This window comes from Chromobacterium sp. Beijing, assembly GCF_021496765.1.
GTDB lineage: Bacteria > Pseudomonadota > Gammaproteobacteria > Burkholderiales > Chromobacteriaceae > Chromobacterium.
Map to the genome: position 1 here is coordinate 1,989,606 of NZ_CP053750.1, position 18,149 is coordinate 2,007,754.

The window sequence follows — 18,149 nt, forward strand, 5'->3', positions numbered from 1 at the left end:
CTGTTCCAAGTCTCGCGAGCAAAAGCGAGACAAGGCGAAAACGAGCGAAGAAGCGGAATACGCTCGTGGTACATCAGCGTTTCGAAGCGGTACTCACCCTGAGACGTCTCGCCAAGCGCAGCAGATCGTAAACAGACTCTTAGCCAGCGGCCTTGTTGGACATCTGCTCCAAACAGCCCAAGGCCCGCGCCGCCAGCGGAACCAGCCCGCTTGCCGCGCCGGCGCTCCGCCAATGCGTCAGCAGGCCTGCGCGCATCGCCGGCGTCCAGAAACGCCGCAGATGCTGGGCGACTTCGACCGCCGCGTCCTCCCCCTGCGCGTCCTCGAAGAAGCGCGCGATCTCGTTGACCATCTTCACCAGCGGCTCCGGCCTCATTCCGTCTGGCTCCCCGTCCGCCGCCCGGCGGCCAGCAGTCTTTGCTGCTCATCGCCGAAGCCATGGAAACGGCGCTGCCACTCCGATGGCCGCGCGGTCTTCCTCACCTCCACCGCGGTGACCTTGTACTCCGGACAGTTGGTGGCCCAATCCGAGTTGTCGGTGGTCACCACATTGGCGCCGGACTCCGGGTGGTGGAAGGTGGTGTACACCACGCCCGGCGCCACCCGTTCGGTCACCTTGGCGCGCAAGGCGGTGTCGCCGGCGCGGCTGTGCACCGCCACCCAGTCGCCGTCGACGACGCCCCTCGTCTCGGCGTCGGCCGGATGGATTTCCAGCCTGTCTTCGGCGTGCCAGAGCCGGTTTTCGGTGCGCCGGGTCTGCGCGCCGACATTGTACTGACTGAGAATCCGCCCGGTGGTCAGCAAGAGCGGGAAGCGCTTGCCCGCCCGCTCCGAAGTCGCCACGTAGCGGGTGACGACGAAGCGCCCCAGGCCGCGGGAGAAACGGTCGACGTGCATCACCGGCGTGCCCTCGGGCGCCGCCTCGTTGCACGGCCATTGCAGGCTGCCCAGCCGGTCCAGCTTGGCGTAGCTGACCCCGGCGAAGCTGGGCGTCAGCCGCGCGATCTCGTCCATGATTTCCGAAGGGTGCGCATAAGCCATCGGATAACCCAGCGCCGCCGCCAGCGCCGCGGTCACCTCCCAGTCCGCCATGCCGGCCAGCGGGCGCATCGCCCGGCGCACCCGCGAGATGCGCCGCTCGGCATTGGTGAAGGTGCCGTCCTTTTCCAGGAAGGAGCTGCCGGGCAGAAACACATGGGCGTATTTGGCGGTTTCGTTCAAAAACAGGTCCTGCACCACCACGCACTCCATCGCCGTCAGCGCGGCGGCCACGTGCTGGGTGTTGGGGTCGCTCTGCGCGATGTCCTCGCCCTGGCAGTACAGGCCCTTGAAACCGCCGTCCAGCGCCGCGTCCAGCATATTGGGAATCCGCAGCCCCGGCTCCGGCTGCAAGTCCACGCCCCAGTCCGCCTCGAAGCGCGCGCGCACCGCGTCGTCGGACACATGGCGGTAGCCGGGCAGTTCATGCGGGAAAGAGCCCATGTCGCAGGAGCCCTGCACATTGTTCTGGCCGCGCAGCGGGTTGACGCCGACGCCGGCGCGGCCAAGATTGCCGGTGGCCATGGCCAGATTGGCGATGGCCATCACCGCGGTGCTGCCCTGGCTGTGTTCGGTGACGCCCAGGCCGTAGTAGATGGCGGCGTTGCCGCCGCCCGCGTACAGCCGCGCCGCCTCGCGGATCAGCGCCGCCGGCACCCCGCTGGCCTCGGCGATGCGCTCCGGCGCATTGTCCGCTTCGGCGGCGAAGTCGCGCCAGAGCCGGAAGGCCTCGGTCTCGCAGCGCTGGGCGATGAAGTCTTGATCCAACAGGTTTTCGCTCACCAGCACATGGGCCAGCGCGTTGAGCACGGCCACATTGCTGCCGGGCCGCAAGGCCAGATGCAGCGCCGGCGCCGCGTGCGGCGAATCGGCCAGATCGATGCGGCGCGGGTCGATGACGATCAGCCGCGCGCCCTCGCGCAGCCGTCGCCGCAGCAGCGAGCCGAACACCGGGTGGGCGTCGCTGGGATTGGCGCCTATCACCAGGATCACGTCGGCGCTCAGCACCGAATCGAAATCCTGGGTGCCGGCGGATTCGCCCAGAGTCTGCTTGAGGCCGTAGCCGGTGGGCGAGTGGCAGACGCGGGCGCAGGTGTCGATATTGTTGTTGCCGAAGGCGGCGCGCACCAGCTTCTGCACCAGATAGGTTTCCTCATTGGTGCAGCGGCTGGAGCTGATGCCGCCGACGGCGTCGCGGCCATAGCGCGTCTGCAGGCGGCGGAACTCGCCGGCCACATGCTCCAGCGCCTGTTCCCAGCTCACCTCCCGCCAGGGCTCGTGGATGCCGGCGCGCAGCATGGGTTTGACGATGCGGTCCGGATGGGTGGCGTAGCCCCAGGCGAAGCGGCCCTTGACGCAGGAATGGCCGTGATTGGCGCGGCCGTCCCGGTCCGGCGTCATTCTCACCACGCGCTCGCCCTTGAGTTCGGCGCGGAAGCCGCAGCCCACGCCGCAATAAGCGCAGGTGGTCGCCACGCTGCGCTCCGGCTGCCCCTGCGCGACCACGCTTTTCTCCACCAGCGTGGCGGTGGGACAGGCTTGCACGCAGGCGCCGCAGGACACGCATTCCGAACCGAGGAAGTCCGCGCCGCCGGCGGCGCGGACGCGGGAATCGAAGCCGCGGCCGACGATGCTCAGCGCGAAAGTCCCCTGGGTTTCCTCGCAAGCGCGCACGCAGCGGTTGCAGACAATGCACTTGGCCGGGTCGTAATCGAAATAAGGATTGGACTCATCCTTGGCATCGGCCAGATGATTGGCCCCGGCCAGACCGTAGCGCACTTCGCGCAGCCCCACCTGGCCGGCCACGGTCTGCAGTTCGCAATTGCCGTTGGCGGCGCAGCCCAGGCAATCCAGCGGGTGGTCGGACACATAGAGTTCCATCACGCCGCGCCGCAGCCTGGCCAAGGCCTCGCTCTGCGTGCGCACCGCCATGCCCGCGCTCACCGGCGTGGTGCAGGCGGCCGGATAGCCGCGCTGGCCGTCTATTTCCACCAGGCACATGCGACAGGAGCCGAACGGCTCCAGGCTGTCGGTGGCGCACAGCCTGGGCAGGCGCGCGCCCTGCAGCGCGGCGGCGCGCAGCACCGAGGTGCCGGCCGGCACGGTGATCTCGACGCCGTCTATGCTCAGGCTCACCGGCGCGCCCTCGCGCGCCGGCGTGCCCAGGTCCGCCGTCGGGACCGGCTTGGGGTCAAACTGGCAGCTCATGGCGCGTCCTCCTCGACGATGGCCGGGTCCAGGCCGAAATCCGCGGGGAAACCCCGCGCCGCGCTCAGCACCGGCAAGGGCGTCAAACCGCCCAGCGCGCACAGCGAACCGTGCCGCATGGTCTCGCACAAATCCCGCAACAGGGTCCAATGCCGGCGCCGCTCCGCGGCGTCGCCGGCCGCCAACAGCCGGTCCATCACCTCCACGCCGCGGGTGGAGCCGATGCGACAGGGCGTGCACTTGCCGCAAGACTCCTCGGCGCAAAACCGCATGGCGAAGCGCGCCATGCGCGCCATGTCGACGCTGTCGTCGCACACCACCACGCCGCCGTGGCCGAGCATGGCGCCGACGGCGGCGAAAGCCTCGTAGTCCAGCGCGGTGTCGAACTGCGCCGGGCTCAGCCAGGCGCCCAGCGGCCCGCCCACCTGCGCCGCCTTGACCGGCCGGCCGCTGGCGCAGCCGCCGCCGTAGTCCTCGATCAACTCGCGCAGGCTCAGGCCGAAGCCGCGCTCCACCAGGCCGCCGCGCCGCACATTGCCGGCCAGCTGGAACGCCATGGTGCCGCGCGAGCGGCCCACCCCGAAATCGCGGTAATACGGCGCGCCGCGGGCCAGGATGGTGGGCACCGAGGCCAGGGTCAACACGTTGTGCACCAGGGTGGGACGGCCGAACAGGCCGCTGAGCGCGGGCAGCGGCGGCTTGGCCCGGACTTCGCCTCGCCGGCCCTCCAGCGATTCCAGCATGGCCGTTTCTTCGCCGCAGATATACGCGCCCGCGCCCAGGCGCAGCTCCAGTTCCAGCTCGCGGCCGCTGCCTTGCAGATCGGGCCCCAAATAGCCGCGCCGGCGGGCGATCTCCAGCGCCCGCCGCAGCGTCTCCGCCGCCGCGGCGTACTCGGAGCGGACATAGAGGTAGCCGCGGGTCGCCCCCACCGCCAGCGCCGCGATAGTCATGCCCTCGATCAACAAAAAGGGGTCGCCCTCCATCAGCATGCGGTCGGCGAAGCTGCCGGAATCGCCCTCGTCGGCGTTGCACACCACGTATTTGCCGTCCGCCGCCGCCTCGCGCACCGTGCGCCATTTGATACCGGCGGGAAAGGCCGCGCCGCCGCGGCCGCGCAGGCCGGATTCCAGCACGCAGTCCAGCGTGCCCTCGCCGCCCAGTTCCAGCGCGTGGGCCAGGCCGCGATAGCCGCCGTGGTCCAGATAATCGTCCAGCGACAAGGGACGGGTCAGCCCGGCGCGCGCGAACAACAGCCGCTGCTGGCCGGCCAGATAGGGCAGGCGCTCCAGCAAGCCCAGCGCCAGCGGATGCTGGCCGTCCGCCTCCAGCACGGCGCTCAGCACGCTGTCCGCCTGCGCCGCCGTCAAGGGCCCGAAGCCGACGCGGCCTTGCGGCGTGTCCATTTCCAGCAAGGGCTCCAGCCAGTACAGGCCGCGCGAACTATTGCGCCGGATGTCCACTTCCAGGCCGCGTCGCGCCGCCGCCTCGGCCAGCGCCCGCGCGGTCCGGTCCGCGCCCAGCGCCCGCGCCGCGGAATCACAGGGTAGATGGAAGGTCAGCATGCGCCGCCCTCCTCCAGACAGCCGGCCAGCAAGGCGTCCAACGCGGCGGCGTCGATCCGCGCGTGCAATTCGCCGTCCAGCAGCAAGGCCGGCGCGCAGGCGCAGGCGCCCAGACAGTACACCGGCCGCAGTTCCAGGCCGCCGTCGGCGCTGCGGCCGGCGTCGTCCAGACCGGTGCGCGCCCGCAGCCTTTGCGCCAGCGCCTCCGAACCCATGCTCTGACAGGCCTCCGCCCGACATAGCCGCAGCTCATGGCGCGCCGGCGGCTCGTCGCGGAAGTCGTGGTAGAAGCTGAGCACGCCGCGCACTTCGGCCTGGCTCAGGCGGAAGGCACGGGCGATGTCCGGCGTCGCGGCGTCCGGCACATGGCCCAACTCGTCCTGCACGGCGTGCAGCAAGGGCAGCAAACCGCCCGGCTGCGTTTGATGATCCGATACCAGCGCGGCGATGCGCGCCTGTTGTTCCGCGGTCAAGGACATGGAGATTCCCAGTGAGTGCAAACAGGCCCCCGCTTCGCTTCCCTGATCTGCTCGGCCAAACGCAGCAGCCAAGCCGAATTATAGGTTTGCCACGCATCGGGGCCGACCTCGTCCCATACTTTGAGGCTGTAAAGCTTTTGCCGGCTGGCCCAGCTCAGCTCGGACACCGGCTTGCCGGAGGGCGTGCTCCTGAGCTGAAAACGGGCCGGATGGCCCCGCACGCTCATATTCATGTCTTCCCGCAGCGCCAGCACGCCGCCGCCGTCGGCGACGAAATCCCATTCGCTCAACACCAGCAACACGCCGTCGGGCCGGGTGAACACCCAGTCGAAGCTGCTCCAGGGCCCGCGCCGGTTCGGCCCCTGCGGCACGATGCCTTCAAGGCGGTAAGCGCTCAACTCGCTGGCGCTGATGTCGCTGAGCCGGGATTTAGCATGCGCCCGAATCGCCTCGGGGTTCAAGTGGCGGTTCCGACAGGCGCTGGAGAGCAGCGCGGCTTCGTCCTCCGGCGGAGAGACGTCGCTCGTCAAGGACGTTGACGGCAGCCCGGGACCCAGGCTCGACCTGGGCGCCACCATGCGCTGCCCCGGCGCGATGCCGCCGGGCAGCGGGCTGGTCGCGGACACATCCCAAGCCTGCGCGTCCAGGACCAGGCCGCCCATGCCCAGCCAACAGAGCAGGCTAACGCAACTGCCCATGCGGATCGATGACGAATTTCTTCGGCGCGCCGCCGTCGAACTCGGCGTAGCCTCTGGGCGCGTTGTCCAGGCTGATGATCTCCACGCCCACCACTTCGGCGATGGGAATGCGGTCCCACAGAATCGCCTGCATCAGCGCGCGGTTGTACTTCATCACCGGAGTCTGGCCGGTGAAGAAGCTGTGCGACTTGGCCCAGCCCAGGCCAAAGCGCACCGACAGGCTGCCCTGCTTGGCCGCCTCGTCCACCGCGCCGGGGTCGTCGGTCACGTAGAGCCCGGGAATGCCGATGCGCCCGGCCTCGCGCGTCACTTCCATCAAGGCGTTGAGCACGGTGGCCGGCGCCTCCTGCCGCGAGGCCGCGTGGCCGTGGCCGCGCGCCTCGAAACCGACGGCGTCGATCGCGCAATCCACCTCCGGCACGCCCAGGATGGCGGCGATCTGCTCGCCCAGCGTCGCGTCCTGCGACAGATCCGCGGTTTCAAAGCCGACGGCGCGGGCATGGGCCAGCCGCGCCGGATTGACGTCGCCGACGATGACCACCGCCGCGCCCAGCAGGCGCGCGGAAGCCGCCGCCGCCAAACCCACCGGGCCCGCGCCGGCCACGTAGACCGTGCTGCCCGGCCCCACGCCGGCCGACACCGCGCCGTGATAGCCGGTGGGCAGGATGTCGGACAAGCAGGTCAGGTCTCGAATCTTGGCCAGCGCCTGATCCCGGTCCGGAAATTTCAGCAGGTTGAAGTCGGCGTAAGGCACCATCACGTATTCCGCCTGGCCGCCCACCCAGCCGCCCATGTCGACGTAGCCGTAAGCGCCGCCGGCCCGCGCCGGGTTCACCGACAGGCACACGCCGGTATCCTGCTCCTTGCAGCAGCGGCAGCGTCCGCACGCCACATTGAACGGCACCGACACCAGATCGCCGATGCGCAGCGTTTCCACATCGCCGCCCGTCTCTATCACCTCGCCGGTGATTTCATGCCCCAGCACCAGACCAGCCGGGGCCGTGGTGCGGCCGCGCACCATATGCTGGTCCGAGCCGCAGATATTGGTGCTCAGCACCTTGAGAATGACGCCGTGGCCGAGCTTGCGCCCGGCCGGGGACGCCAGTTCCGGAAAGGGTATGGACCGCACTTCCACCTGGCCCGGCGCCAGGTACACCACTCCGCGATTGCCTGTCATCATCGTCTCCTCGCTGCCGCGCCGGCGGATACCGGCGACATCTGCTCCCGATGCTAGGAAAGAAAGCGACGCCGGCCTTGAGTCAAAGCGACCCCTTTGCGATCAAACGCGCCACGATCGTAAACAGGTTCTCAGCGCGCCAGCGCCTGGCCGACGACGCTCAGCCCAGGCCGGCCGTCGAAGGTGTCCACTCCCGCCAGCCAGCTCGTCAGCACCGCCGGGTTCTTTTTCAAATACTCCCGCGCCGCCACCTCCGGCCTGATCTTGTCCATGATCGGCCCCATCACCCGGTTTTCCATATCGGTGCTGAAGCGCAGATTGCGCAGCAAGCGGCCGACATTGGCGCAACGCGCTTCGTAATCCGGCGGCAGCGCGGTGAAGACCCTGGCCGCGCCGAAATTGGGGCCGAACACCGCGTCGCCGCCGGACAGATAGCGCAGCTTGTGCCTGACGTTCATCGGGTGCGGCTCCCAGGCCAGGAACACCATCCATTTCTTCCGCCGCTCGGCGCGTTCCAGTTCGGCCAGCATGCCGGCCTCGCTGGACTCCACCAGCTTGAAGCCGCCCAAGCCGTACTGTTGCTTGCGGATCATGTCGTCGATCAGGCGGTTGCCGTCGTTGCCGGCTTCAATGCCGTAGATCTTGCCGTCCAGCTGCGCCTTGAAACGGGCGATGTCCTTGAAATCCCGCAGGCCGGCGGCGGCCACGTAGTCCGGCACCGCCAGCGTGTACTTGGCCCCGCTCAGATTGGGCTCGGTCAGCACCTTGATCTGGCCCGCTTTCAGATAGGGTTCGATCAACGGCGTCATCGACGGGCTCCAATACCCGAGGAACACGTCGATCTGCCGGCTCTTCAGCCCGGAGAAGGCGATGGGCACCGAGGCCATGGTCACGCTGGGGCGGTAGCCCAGCGCCTCCAACACCACGCTGGCCATGCCGGTGGTGGCCGCGATGTCGGTCCAGCCGACATCGGCGAAACGCACATTGCGGCAGGCGGCCGGCTCCCGTGCCGCCGCGCTGCCGGCGATGGCCAGCAGCAGCGCCGCGGACATTGCTTTGAATCGATTCATCCCTTCCTCCCGGGCAGCGATGATGGCGAGAGTCCGCCCGGCGGCCGCTGCCGCGCCGCCAATTGGTTTCCAGCACCCGTTCAAGGTCTCGCGAGCCGGAACGAGACAAGGCGCGGCCGGCCTTGAACAGGCGTTCAGGCGATGGCCCCAGCCGCCACCAGGTATTGCTGCCGCTCGCGGCTGGGCGGGTAGCCGAACAGCCCGCGGTAGGACTTGGAAAAATGCGAGGAGGACAGAAAACCGCAGGCCACGGTGACTTCCATCACGCTCATATTGGTTTGCAGCAGCAGTTCACGCGCCCGGCGCAGGCGGAGATCCAAATAGTATTGCGCCGGCGTGGTGCTCAGATAACGCTTGAACAAGCGCTCCAGATGGCGCAGCGACACGCCCAGCTCCGCCGCCAGATGTTCCAGCGAGCGCGGGTTCTCGATATTGCTCTCCATCGACAAGGCGGCGTCCAGCAAGGCTTCGTGCCCAGTGCCGATGCGCGCCAGCAGCGGGATGTGCTGGCGGTCGCCGTCGTCGCGCAGCCGGTCCACGATGAATTGCACCGAGACGTCGGCCGCCAGGCTCTTGCCGCCCTTGTGGCGGATCAGATGGCACATGAAATCCAGCGGCGCGGTGCCGCCGCTACAGGTGAAGCGGTCCCGGTCCAGCACAAACAGGTCCGAGGTGAACCGGGTGCGGGGGAATTCCTCGCTGATGGACAGCAGGTTTTCCCAATGGATGGCGCAGCGGTAGCCGTTCAGCACCCCGGCCCGGGCCAGCGCGAAGGTGCCGGTGCAGATCGATCCCAGCGGCACGCCCTGGGCGGCGAAGCGGCGGATAAGCGCCTGCACCTTGTCGGTGGCCGCCTCGCGCACCTGGCAGCCGCCGCAGACGATGAGCATGTCGTACTGTTGCGGAGGGCCCGGCGCGGAGATCGGCGACAGGCTCAGGCCGTTGCTGGCGCTGACCGGCTCGCCATCCGCCGACAGCAGACTCCAGCGGTACAGCTTCTTGCGCGACAGGTAGTTGGCCATGCGCAACGGCTCCACCGCGTTGGAGAACGCGATCATTGAAAACCGGTCCAGCAGCAAAAAGGCGATATGCGACAACGAGGCGATCTGTTGCGGTCCCATCACGACCTCCAATGTGTGCGTTGCGAGGATTGTTGTTCTGCTCCGAAGCGGTTCGCAGCCGGCCTTGAAAACCGTTGCGCAGGTATTGTTTCGTCCCTGGTTTCCTCCTGTTTCATCCTCAGCCGTCGGCCGCGGCGCCCGCTTCCGGCGCGCGACCGAAGCTTTCGGTGATCCGGTCCAGGATGATGGCCAGCAGCACCACCGCCAGCCCGCTCTCGAAACCGAGGCCGACGTCCAGCCGCTGTATGCTGGCCAGGACATCGTTGCCCAGGCCGCCGGCCCCCACCATGGAGGCGATGATCACCATGGACAGCGCCATCATGATGGTCTGATTGACCCCGGCCATGATGGACGGCAGCGCGATGGGCAGCTGCACCTTGAACAGCAATTGCCAAGAGGTGCAGCCAAAGGCGTTGCCCGCCTCCACCTGCTCCCGGTTCACCTGGCGGATGCCCAGATTGGTCAAGCGCACCGCCGGCGGTACCGCGAACACCACCGTGGCCAGGATGCCCGGCACCCGCCCCAGTCCGAAGAACATTGCCGCGGGAATCAGATAAACGAAAGCCGGCATGGTCTGCATGAAGTCCAGCGCCGGCCGGACCAGGGCGTTGACCCAGCGCCAGCGCGCGCAGCAGATGCCCAGCGGCACGCCCAGCATCAGGCTGACGCAGGTGGCGGACAGGGTCAGCGCCAGCGTGGCGACGGTCTGGCTCCAGAAGCCGGTGGCCCAGATCAGACCCAGCGCCGCGCAGACGAAGACGGCGAACTTCCAGCCCAGCCGCCACAGGCCGACGCCGGCGAACACGCCGGCCAGCGCCCATGGCGGCACGCCCTGCAGCAAGGCCTCCACCTGGGTGGCGAACCAGTCGATGCCGCCGCCGACGGCGTCGAAGGCCCCGGCGTTGTTTTCCAGCAGAAAATGGATGATCTGGTTGACCCAGCTGCCTATCGGCAGCGGGGATTGGGGACTGGTGTCGGCCATGCGGCGTGCTCCTCGTCTCGCCGGACGCGCTCAGGACGGCGAGAGCCACACGCCCCCGCGCCGGCGACGCCCGTTGGGGTTCAGTGGTGGGCGGCCGCGCTAGGGCGGTGCTGGGACAGCTTGTTGAGCACGCTGCTGGGGGTGATCACGCCCAGGCAGCGGCCGTCGTCGTCGCGCACCTGCAGCGGTTCGGCCTGCCCCTGGAGCCGCAACAGCACATCGGACAGGCTACAGGACGGCTCCACGTGCGGAGCGGCCGTCGCGCGCGGCGGCGGCGCGGCTTCGATCAGATCCTTGGCCTGCAGATAGCGCGAGGTGTCCACGCTCTTGAAGAAGTTGCGCACATAGTCGTCGGCCGGGCATTCGATGATTTCGCGCGGGCTGCCCACCTGCACCAGCCGGCCGCCCTCCATGATGGCGATGCGGCTGCCGATGCGCAGCGCCTCTTCCAGATCATGGGAGACGAAGACGATGGTGCGGCGCTGCTCGCGCTGCAATTGCAGCAGCAAGTCCTGCAACTCGGCGCGCTTGAGCGGGTCCAGCGCCGAGAAGGCCTCGTCCATCAGCATCAGCGAGGGATTGACCGCCAGCGCGCGCACCAGGCCCACCCGCTGCTGCATGCCGCCGGAGAGCTGATGCGGATACTTGCCGGCGAAGGCGGCCAGCCCCACTTGCTCCAGCACTTCCCGCGCCCGCGCCTCGCGGGCCTTGCGCCCGAGGCCGGCCACTTCCAGGCCGAAGGCGGCGTTGTCCAGCACCGTGCGGTGCGGCATCAGCGCGAAGCTCTGGAACACCATGCTCATGTCGCGGCGGCGCAAGGCCACCAATTGCCTGGGCGACAGCCGGGTCAGGTCCTGGCCGTCCAGCAGGATCTGGCCGGCGCTGGGCTCCAGCAAGCGGTTGATCAGGCGGATCAGCGTGGATTTGCCGGAGCCGGACAGGCCCATCAGCACGAAGATTTCGCCGGCGCGCACCGAGAACGACACGTCGTTGACGCCCACCACCGCCCCGGTGCGCCGAAACACCTCGTCCTTGCTCTCGCCGGCCCGCAGCAAGGACATCACTTCCGCCGGCTTGCCGCCGAACACCTTGTGGAGGTTTCTGACCTCGACCTTGATCGTTTGCATCCCGGCTCCCTTCGGCGCGGCCGCTGACAATTCGAAGAATGTTTAATGTAAATCAAGGTTCAAGATAGGAAGGAAGGGCTGGGCCAAGTAAGGGTATTCCGACAACAAGCCGTCCAAATCCGACATCCGCGCGCAAAACCGGCCGGCATAGGCCTGGCCGCCAAATCCAGCGCCGGCTTTCGTCTCCGGCCCGGCCGGCCTGTGTCGTAAAAAAACCGCAATCCACCGCCGGCGGCAAAAACAAAAACGCCGGCCGCGGCCGGGCAGGCGTGAAGGACGGGGAGGCGACGGACGCGCGCGCGGAAGCGGTCAAAGACGGCTGCGCTTCGTGAAGCGTTGTACGGTGAGTACCCGCTCAAAACGCGCAATGCCGCTTGTACATGCCGCTTTTTCGCTCGTTTTCGCCTTGTTTCGCCCTGGCTCGCGAGACTTTGGACAGGCGCTCAGCGATCCACCACCAGATCGCTCAAAGGCAAGCTGCAGCAAGGCAGGAAATAACCCTGCTCCACTTCGCGCGGCCGGATGCCGCCCTGGTGCCGCATGTCCACCCGGCCTTCCAGCAGACGGCTCTTGCAGCTGCCGCACACGCCGCGGGTGCAGGAGGCCGGCAGGCGCATGCCCTTGGCCAGCGCCGCCGCCAGCACCGTCTGCCCCGGCGCCACCGATAAATCGTCCCCCGTTTTGGCGAAGCGCACATTGAAGCCGCGGCCCTCGACGCCGGGCGGCGGCGTCCGCACCGCCTCGTCCGGCGGCGCCGCGCTGAGTTCGGCGAAATTGAAGCTTTCCTCGTGATAGCGGCTCATGTCGAAACCGCACTGGCGCAGCAGCTCGCGCACCGCGGCCATATAGGGCGCGGGGCCGCAGCAGAACACCTGGCGCGCGTGCAGATCCGGCGCCATGCGTTCTATCAGCGTCCGGTCCAGCCGGCCGATCAGGCCGGCCCAATCCGGCTCTCCCGCCCGGTTTTCGCAAATCACCGCCTGGCTGAAAGTGGGGTGGATGCTGGCCAGCAGGCTCAATTCCTTGCGAAACACGATGTCGCGCGGCGAGCGCGCGCTGTGCACGAACAGGATGTCGGCGCCGGAGGCCAGATCGGTCAGCGCCCGGGTCATCGACATCAGCGGGGTGATGCCGCTGCCGGCGGACAGAAAGAGATAGGGCGAAGCGGCGTGGCGCGCATAGCTGAACTCGCCGGCCGGCCCCAAGACCCGCAGCGCCATTTCCGGGCGCAGATGCTCGTGCAGCCAAGAGGAAACGACGCCGCCGGGAATGCGCTTGACGGTGATGGACACCCGGTCCGGCCGGGTGGGCGTGGACGACAGCGTGTAACAGCGGTTGACCGCGGCGCCGTCGATGTCCAGTTCCAGCGTGATGAACTGGCCGGGCAGATAAGGGAAGCGGCGCGGCGGCTCGGCGCGGAACACGAAGGTTTTGACATCGTGGGTTTCCTCCCGCGCCTGAACGCAGACGAGCAGGCTGTCCTCGCCGGCCCGCCACAACGGCAGGTCGGCGGCTGACGGGAGATCATCCAATGGGCTGGCCGGCGGCGCGCTATTCATGGTCGCGCCGTTCCCGCTCCAGGCCGTCGCCCAGCCGCTGCGCGTACCAGTGGGTGAATTTCTCCACCAAGGCCTCGGTGTAGGGCGAATAAGGACCGGGCCGATAGGCGGAGCCGTTGATGCCGCGCTGCGACTCCTCCACCAGCCGGCGGTCCTGCTGATTGGTGGCTTTCCATACCCGGGTGAGGTTGTCCACCTCGTAGTCCACGCCCTCCTCCGCGTCCTTGCGCACCAGCCAGGTGGTGCGCACCAGCGTGCTTTCCGCCGACAGCGGCAAGGCGGTGAAGGTGACGATGTGGTCGGCCATGAAATGGTGCCAGGAGTTGGGCTGGGTCCAGAACGACAGGCCGCCGGACGCCGGGTCGCGCAGATCGCCCAGCAGCTTGCGACAGGCCGCGCCGGTGTCCACGGTCTGGGACTGGCCCTTGCGGTCCAGCGGCATGCGCATCGCGCGGAAGCCGGACACCTCGGACAGGCGCTCGATCTCGGCCGAGGGCAAACCGCCGGCCTCCCAGCGCGCGTGGTGCTCGGCGACGACGCGCTGGTAATCGGCCAGCCCGGAGGTCTGCTCGGCCCGGGGCGCGAAGCCGTAGCTGTAGGCGTACAGCGAGACGGTCAGTTCCGGATGGTTGGCGGTGCAGTGATAGCACTCGCGGTTGTTCTCCATGGTCAGCTTCCAGTTGCCCGCCTCGACGATGTCCACCTGGGCCGCCACCTTGCAATCGTCGATGCGGTGCGGCGCGATATAGGGCGCCATCCGCGCCATCATCTCGTCGATGTCCTCCGGCGGCCGCTCGGCCAGGCAGATGAACAGCAGCCCTTCCAGGTTTTTCAGCGCCACCGGCTTGAGGCTGTGATGCGAGGGGTCGAAGCCGTCCGCCATGTGGTCGGCGAAGATCAGCCGGCCGGACAGGTCGTAAGTCCATTGATGGTAGGGGCAGACCAGATTGCCCACCGAGCCCTGACGCTCGGCGCACAGCCGCGAGCCGCGGTGGCGGCAGACATTGTGAAAGGCGCGTATGGCCATGTCGTCGTCGCGCAGGATCAGGATGGGATCGCGCCCCAGCTCCACGGTCAGGTAGTCGCCCGGTTCGGGTATTTCCGCGCTGACGCCGACATAGATCCAGTGGCGGCGGAAGATGTATTCGAGATCGGCCTCGAACACCTGCGGCGAGCGGTAGAACGGCGCTTCCAGACTGTGGCCGGGACGGCGGCGGGCCAGCAGTTCGCGCAGCGGGGCCGTCGCCGCTGCCGGGAAGGGAATGACGCTGTGGGACATGTCTCGCTCCTTTGATGACGGGCGGCTCAAAAATCGACGAGCCGATGTTGACGCAGGTAATCCAGCACCGCTTGCGCTTTCTCGACGGAATCCCCCTGTTTTACGACGCGCCCCCCGGCGGCCGCGTCGTCGCCGGCAATCGCCCCCAGCAGGCGCTCCAGGCCGCTGCCGCGCTGCGCCGCCAGCGCCCGGGCGCGCCGCGCCGGCTCCAGCCTGGGCGCGGGCACGGGCTCCCCCGCCGCCGCGCGGCGCGTCACCACGCCGCGTTGCAAGCCGGCCCAGGACCAGCGCGGCTCCGCGCCGTCCGGCTTGACGCTGGCCAGCAGCGGCGCCTGGGCCGCCAGCCGCCGCCGCCGCCCCCTGGCCAGGCCTTGCAGCGCCCGCCATTCTCCGCCCTCCTCCGTCAAGGACAGCACGCCGGGCAAGAGCGGACGGTCCAGGCCTTCGGCCAATAGATAGGGCAGCAGCGCCGACGCCTCGCCGCCGCCGGAGCGTTCGCCGCACAGAATCAGTTCGAAATCGCACAGCGCGGCGATCAGCGCCGGCGTCGGGTCGCTGTCCGCCGGCGGCTGCAACACGGCGATGGCCGCCGCGCCCTGAGCCAGGTAGTCGGCCAGCGCCTCCTTGTCCGCGTCCCCGGCGTGCAAGACGACGAAGGCTCGGCCCAGCCGGCGCGCCAGCGCCAGCGCCGCCAGATCGCCCGGGCCGGCGCAGGGCCGCCCGCTGACCGGATGCGGCGCCGGGGCCACCAGCACCGCCGTTTTCGCCGCCGTTCCGGCGGAAAGCGCCGTCTCGCTCATGGTCCGATCTCCTTGTTCTCAAGCTCCAGCAAGGCCTGCAAGGCCTGAATGAAGGACTGGCAGTCGTCGATCACGCTCAGGTCCGCGCGCTTGACCATGGGCGCGGCCGCGTCCAGATTGACCGCGATCACATGGCGGCAGGCCTTGATGCCTTGCAGGTGCTGCACCGCGCCGGAAATGCCCAGCGCCAGATAGGCGCTGGCCTGCACGCTGCGGCCAGTGGCGCCCACTTGCTGGTCGCGGCGGAAACGCCCGTCGTCCACCGCCACCCGCGAGGCGCCCACCGCCGCGCCCATGGATTCCGCCAGCCGCAGGAAGGCCGGCACGTCGCTGACCCCGTTGCCGGCGGCCAGGATCAGGTCCGCCTCTTCCAGCGCCAGTTGCGAGGCCGGGCTGGCGACGCCGCCCAGGTCCCGCACCCGCTCCGCCGCCGCCTCCGGCGCGCAAGCCTGCCGCAGCCCGCGCCCGACGAAGGGCAGGCGGACATCGGCCACGCCGCGCGCGAGCAAGAGCGCCTGGGCGCGCGGGTGCACGCTGAAGCCCGCGCCCGGCCGGCGGCGGCGCACGCCGTCAGCGGCGATTTCCATCACGTCGGTCAGCACCGACAGGCGCTCGCGGCAGGCGAAGCGCCGGCCCAGGTCGGCGTCCTCGCCGCGGTCGGCGAACAGCACATGGCGCGGTTGCTCCCGCCGCCACAGCCGCCGCAACAAGGCCAGCTTGGCTTCCGGCGCAAAGCCCGGATCGGCCGGCGTCAAGACGCGGTCCAAGGCCAGTTCCGCCAATTCGGCGTCGGCGCAGCCTTCCATGCCGAACAAGACCGCCAGCACCTCCTCGCGCGGGCCGGCCAGCAGGGCAGCGGCGGCGATGGCCTCGCGCGCCGCCTCGTCCAGCTGACCGCGCTCGGCGTGCGCCACCACCAACAGCCGTCCATCGAACGGCCCGGCGCTGCGCAGCGGCTTGAGCTTGGCCGCGCTCGCCGGCGGCGCGTCGCGCAGGCCGCCATTCTCGCCCAGCACGATGCGCTTGAGCCCGTCCGGCGAGCGCACCCAGGGCCGGCGCGGGTCCACCCGCGGCGCGGTCTGCTTCATCTTCATGCCTCCTCCTTCGCCAGCCGGCCTTGCGCCGCCGCGCGCCGCACATCGCCCCGCTCTTGCCCGGCCTCCGGGCCGGTCTCCAGACGCTCCGCCACCAGTTCCGCCAATTCCACCACCTCCGCCCGCGCGCCGCTGACGCCTTCCAGCATCGCGGTGCAGTTGGGGCAAGCCACCGCGACGCGGCCGGCGCCGGCGGCGCGGACGTCATCCATGCGCATGTCCGGAATCCGGCGCGGCCCGGGCACGTCGGTAAAGGCCGCCCCGCCGCCCCAGCCGCAGCAGCGAGCGTCGCGGCCGGAGCGGCTCATCTCCACCACCTGGATGCCGATGCCGGCCAGCACGCGGCGCGGCGCGCCGTAGCCCTCGTTGTAGCGGCCCAGATAACAGGGGTCGTGATAGCTCAGCGGCTCGGCCGAGTCGCGGGAGCGCACGCGGATCGCCCGCGTCTCCAGCAGTTGGTCCAGCAGCCGGCTGTGATGCCAGACTTCGTAATGTCCGCCCAGCGCCGGGTACTCATTGGCCAGGCAATGAAAAACATGCGGGTCCGGCGTGACGATGCGGGTGAAGCGATAGCGGCCCAGCGTGGCGATATTGGCCAGCGCCAGCCGCTGAAAACCCGCCTCGTCGCCCAGGCGGCGCGCCAGGTCGCCGCAGTCGCGCTCGGCTTCGCCCAGCGCCGCCACGCGCAGGCCGGCGGCCTTGAGCACGGTCAGCAGGGCGCGCAAGGCGCGCTGATAGCGCATGTCGAAAGCGCCCTCGCCCGCCAGCAACAGCCAATCGACGGACTCGCCCTCCCGCAGCAGCGGCAGGTCCAGGTCCGCCGCCCAGTGGTAGCGCGCGCGCAGCGGATGGCCGCCGACAGTGTCGGTATGGCGCAGATTGGCCAGCGCCGCCGCGCCCTTGCCCGGCAGTTCGCCCCGCGTCAGGGTCTGGTGCCGGCGCAGATCGATCACCGCGTCGACGTGCTCGATCAGCATCGGGCAGTTTTCCACGCAGGCGCGGCAGGTGGTGCAGGACCACAAGGTGTCCGCCGCCAACACGCCGCCGACGATGTCCCGGTCCGCGCTCGCGGCCGCGGCCGCCGGCCGGCCCGGATGCGGGCTGCCGGCGTAGGCCGGACCGCCGCCGCCCATGGACGCCACCAGGTCCTGGATCAGACGCTTGGGATTGAGCGGCTGGCCGGCGGCGAAGGCCGGACAGGCGGCTTCGCATTTGCCGCATTGCACGCAGGCGTCGAAGGACAGCAGCCGGTTCCAGGCGAAATCGGCCGCCCGCGCCACGCCCAACTCGCCGGCGGCCAGGTTCAAGGGCTTCAGATCGGCGGACTTGCCGGCGAAGCGCTCGGCGCGCGGATGGAAGGCCAGGTGCAGCAAACCGGCCACCGCGTGCTTCATCGGCCGGCCCAGGCCTATGCCCAGGGCCAGCTCCGCTCCGCCCAAGGCCAGCAGCGACAACGCGACGGCGGCCAGCCCTTGCCCGGCGGCGCTCAGCCAGACCTCGCCGCCGGCCAGCGCCGCCACCAGCAGCGCGCCCAGCGCGAAACAGGCCAGCCGCGCCGGCAGCCGCTGCCATTCTCCCAACGACAGCCGGGCCGGCGGCGCGCGGCGACGCGCGCGCATCAAGGCCGCGCCGATCAGCATCAGAACGGCCGACGCCGCCAGCAGCAGGTCCAGCCAGCGCTGATGCAACAGCAGGCCGTAATTGAGCGCGATCAGCAGCAGCGCCGCCGTCCCGCCGCCGGCCGCCGCCACATGGGCGCGCGCCGCGGCCGGATCGCGGGCCACCACGCGGTGCAGGTCCACGAAGTAACGCTTGGGCGCGGCCAGCAGGCCGCGCCAGGACGCCGGCGCGGCGCGCCCCCGCCGCCACAGCCGCGCGCGCCGGAGCAGCCCGGCGCTCAGCAGTAGCGCGCCCAACCAGAACAGGCCGCTGAGAAGGTAGGGAAAACTCAT

Annotated in this window: 15 protein-coding genes; all 15 read right to left on the reverse strand. The window is 69.4% G+C overall.

What is annotated here, in order from left to right; translation table 11 throughout:
* Window positions 1–139: 139 nt before the first annotated feature.
* The 15 genes from HQN78_RS09240 to HQN78_RS09310 all read right to left on the reverse strand — a co-directional run bounded on the left by HQN78_RS09240 (window position 140) and on the right by HQN78_RS09310 (window position 18,149).
* Window positions 140–376, reverse strand: a complete 237-nt coding sequence (locus HQN78_RS09240; RefSeq protein ID WP_235089124.1) for a formate dehydrogenase subunit delta — start codon at window positions 374–376, stop codon at window positions 140–142.
* Window positions 373–3,246: a formate dehydrogenase subunit alpha gene (gene fdhF, locus HQN78_RS09245; protein ID WP_235089125.1), complete on the reverse strand. Its 2,874-nt coding sequence runs from the start codon at window positions 3,244–3,246 to the stop codon at window positions 373–375. The genes HQN78_RS09240 and fdhF overlap by 4 nt, the downstream gene beginning before the upstream one ends.
* Window positions 3,243–4,811 (reverse strand): NADH-quinone oxidoreductase subunit NuoF, encoded by a 1,569-nt coding sequence (locus HQN78_RS09250; RefSeq protein ID WP_235089126.1) that lies wholly within the window; start codon window positions 4,809–4,811, stop codon window positions 3,243–3,245. Before HQN78_RS09250 ends, fdhF begins: the two co-directional genes overlap by 4 nt.
* Window positions 4,805–5,290 carry a formate dehydrogenase subunit gamma gene (locus tag HQN78_RS09255; RefSeq protein ID WP_235089128.1) on the reverse strand — a complete coding sequence of 162 codons (486 nt, stop codon included), beginning with the start codon at window positions 5,288–5,290 and terminating at the stop codon, window positions 4,805–4,807. The genes HQN78_RS09250 and HQN78_RS09255 overlap by 7 nt, the downstream gene beginning before the upstream one ends.
* Window positions 5,281–5,988 (reverse strand): hypothetical protein, encoded by a 708-nt coding sequence (locus HQN78_RS09260; RefSeq protein ID WP_235089131.1) that lies wholly within the window; start codon window positions 5,986–5,988, stop codon window positions 5,281–5,283. Before HQN78_RS09260 ends, HQN78_RS09255 begins: the two co-directional genes overlap by 10 nt.
* Complete coding sequence (fdhA, locus tag HQN78_RS09265; protein WP_107799489.1) at window positions 5,972–7,165, reverse strand: formaldehyde dehydrogenase, glutathione-independent; 1,194 nt, start codon at window positions 7,163–7,165, stop codon at window positions 5,972–5,974. Before fdhA ends, HQN78_RS09260 begins: the two co-directional genes overlap by 17 nt.
* 131 nt (window positions 7,166–7,296) lie before the next feature.
* On the reverse strand, window positions 7,297–8,235 hold the full coding sequence (locus HQN78_RS09270; RefSeq protein ID WP_107801816.1) for a choline ABC transporter substrate-binding protein: 939 nt from the start codon (window positions 8,233–8,235) through the stop codon (window positions 7,297–7,299).
* A gap of 134 nt (window positions 8,236–8,369) precedes the next feature.
* Window positions 8,370–9,356, reverse strand: coding sequence for a GlxA family transcriptional regulator (locus HQN78_RS09275; RefSeq protein WP_107799490.1), 987 nt, complete (start codon window positions 9,354–9,356; stop codon window positions 8,370–8,372).
* A gap of 118 nt (window positions 9,357–9,474) precedes the next feature.
* On the reverse strand, window positions 9,475–10,338 hold the full coding sequence (locus HQN78_RS09280; RefSeq protein ID WP_235089133.1) for a proline/glycine betaine ABC transporter permease: 864 nt from the start codon (window positions 10,336–10,338) through the stop codon (window positions 9,475–9,477).
* Window positions 10,339–10,418: 80 nt separating this feature from the next.
* A complete protein-coding gene (locus HQN78_RS09285) occupies window positions 10,419–11,465 on the reverse strand; it encodes a glycine betaine/L-proline ABC transporter ATP-binding protein (protein WP_107799492.1) in 1,047 nt (348 codons plus the stop codon).
* A gap of 443 nt (window positions 11,466–11,908) precedes the next feature.
* Window positions 11,909–13,024 (reverse strand): FAD-binding oxidoreductase, encoded by a 1,116-nt coding sequence (locus HQN78_RS09290; RefSeq protein WP_107799493.1) that lies wholly within the window; start codon window positions 13,022–13,024, stop codon window positions 11,909–11,911.
* Window positions 13,017–14,303, reverse strand: a complete 1,287-nt coding sequence (locus HQN78_RS09295; protein ID WP_235089136.1) for an aromatic ring-hydroxylating dioxygenase subunit alpha — start codon at window positions 14,301–14,303, stop codon at window positions 13,017–13,019. The genes HQN78_RS09290 and HQN78_RS09295 overlap by 8 nt, the downstream gene beginning before the upstream one ends.
* Before the next feature lie 26 nt (window positions 14,304–14,329).
* Window positions 14,330–15,103: an electron transfer flavoprotein subunit beta gene (locus tag HQN78_RS09300; RefSeq protein WP_235089138.1), complete on the reverse strand. Its 774-nt coding sequence runs from the start codon at window positions 15,101–15,103 to the stop codon at window positions 14,330–14,332.
* A complete protein-coding gene (locus HQN78_RS09305; RefSeq protein ID WP_235089139.1) occupies window positions 15,100–16,197 on the reverse strand; it encodes an electron transfer flavoprotein subunit alpha/FixB family protein in 1,098 nt (365 codons plus the stop codon). The genes HQN78_RS09300 and HQN78_RS09305 overlap by 4 nt, the downstream gene beginning before the upstream one ends.
* Window positions 16,194–18,149: a DUF3483 domain-containing protein gene (locus HQN78_RS09310; RefSeq protein WP_235089140.1), complete on the reverse strand. Its 1,956-nt coding sequence runs from the start codon at window positions 18,147–18,149 to the stop codon at window positions 16,194–16,196. Before HQN78_RS09310 ends, HQN78_RS09305 begins: the two co-directional genes overlap by 4 nt.

Excerpts from the sequence above, each read along its gene's own strand:
- HQN78_RS09240 (WP_235089124.1), bottom strand. The coding sequence starts at position 376 with ATGAGGCCGGAGCCGCTGGTGAAGATGGTCAACGAGATCGCGCGCTTC.
- fdhF (WP_235089125.1), bottom strand. The coding sequence starts at position 3,246 with ATGAGCTGCCAGTTTGACCCCAAGCCGGTCCCGACGGCGGACCTGGGC.
- HQN78_RS09250 (WP_235089126.1), bottom strand. The coding sequence starts at position 4,811 with ATGCTGACCTTCCATCTACCCTGTGATTCCGCGGCGCGGGCGCTGGGC.
- HQN78_RS09255 (WP_235089128.1), bottom strand. The coding sequence starts at position 5,290 with ATGTCCTTGACCGCGGAACAACAGGCGCGCATCGCCGCGCTGGTATCG.
- HQN78_RS09260 (WP_235089131.1), bottom strand. The coding sequence starts at position 5,988 with ATGGGCAGTTGCGTTAGCCTGCTCTGTTGGCTGGGCATGGGCGGCCTG.
- fdhA (WP_107799489.1), bottom strand. The coding sequence starts at position 7,165 with ATGACAGGCAATCGCGGAGTGGTGTACCTGGCGCCGGGCCAGGTGGAA.
- HQN78_RS09270 (WP_107801816.1), bottom strand. The coding sequence starts at position 8,235 with ATGAATCGATTCAAAGCAATGTCCGCGGCGCTGCTGCTGGCCATCGCC.
- HQN78_RS09275 (WP_107799490.1), bottom strand. The coding sequence starts at position 9,356 with ATGGGACCGCAACAGATCGCCTCGTTGTCGCATATCGCCTTTTTGCTG.
- HQN78_RS09280 (WP_235089133.1), bottom strand. The coding sequence starts at position 10,338 with ATGGCCGACACCAGTCCCCAATCCCCGCTGCCGATAGGCAGCTGGGTC.
- HQN78_RS09285 (WP_107799492.1), bottom strand. The coding sequence starts at position 11,465 with ATGCAAACGATCAAGGTCGAGGTCAGAAACCTCCACAAGGTGTTCGGC.
- HQN78_RS09290 (WP_107799493.1), bottom strand. The coding sequence starts at position 13,024 with ATGAATAGCGCGCCGCCGGCCAGCCCATTGGATGATCTCCCGTCAGCC.
- HQN78_RS09295 (WP_235089136.1), bottom strand. The coding sequence starts at position 14,303 with ATGTCCCACAGCGTCATTCCCTTCCCGGCAGCGGCGACGGCCCCGCTG.
- HQN78_RS09300 (WP_235089138.1), bottom strand. The coding sequence starts at position 15,103 with ATGAGCGAGACGGCGCTTTCCGCCGGAACGGCGGCGAAAACGGCGGTG.
- HQN78_RS09305 (WP_235089139.1), bottom strand. The coding sequence starts at position 16,197 with ATGAAGATGAAGCAGACCGCGCCGCGGGTGGACCCGCGCCGGCCCTGG.
- HQN78_RS09310 (WP_235089140.1), bottom strand. The coding sequence starts at position 18,149 with ATGAGTTTTCCCTACCTTCTCAGCGGCCTGTTCTGGTTGGGCGCGCTA.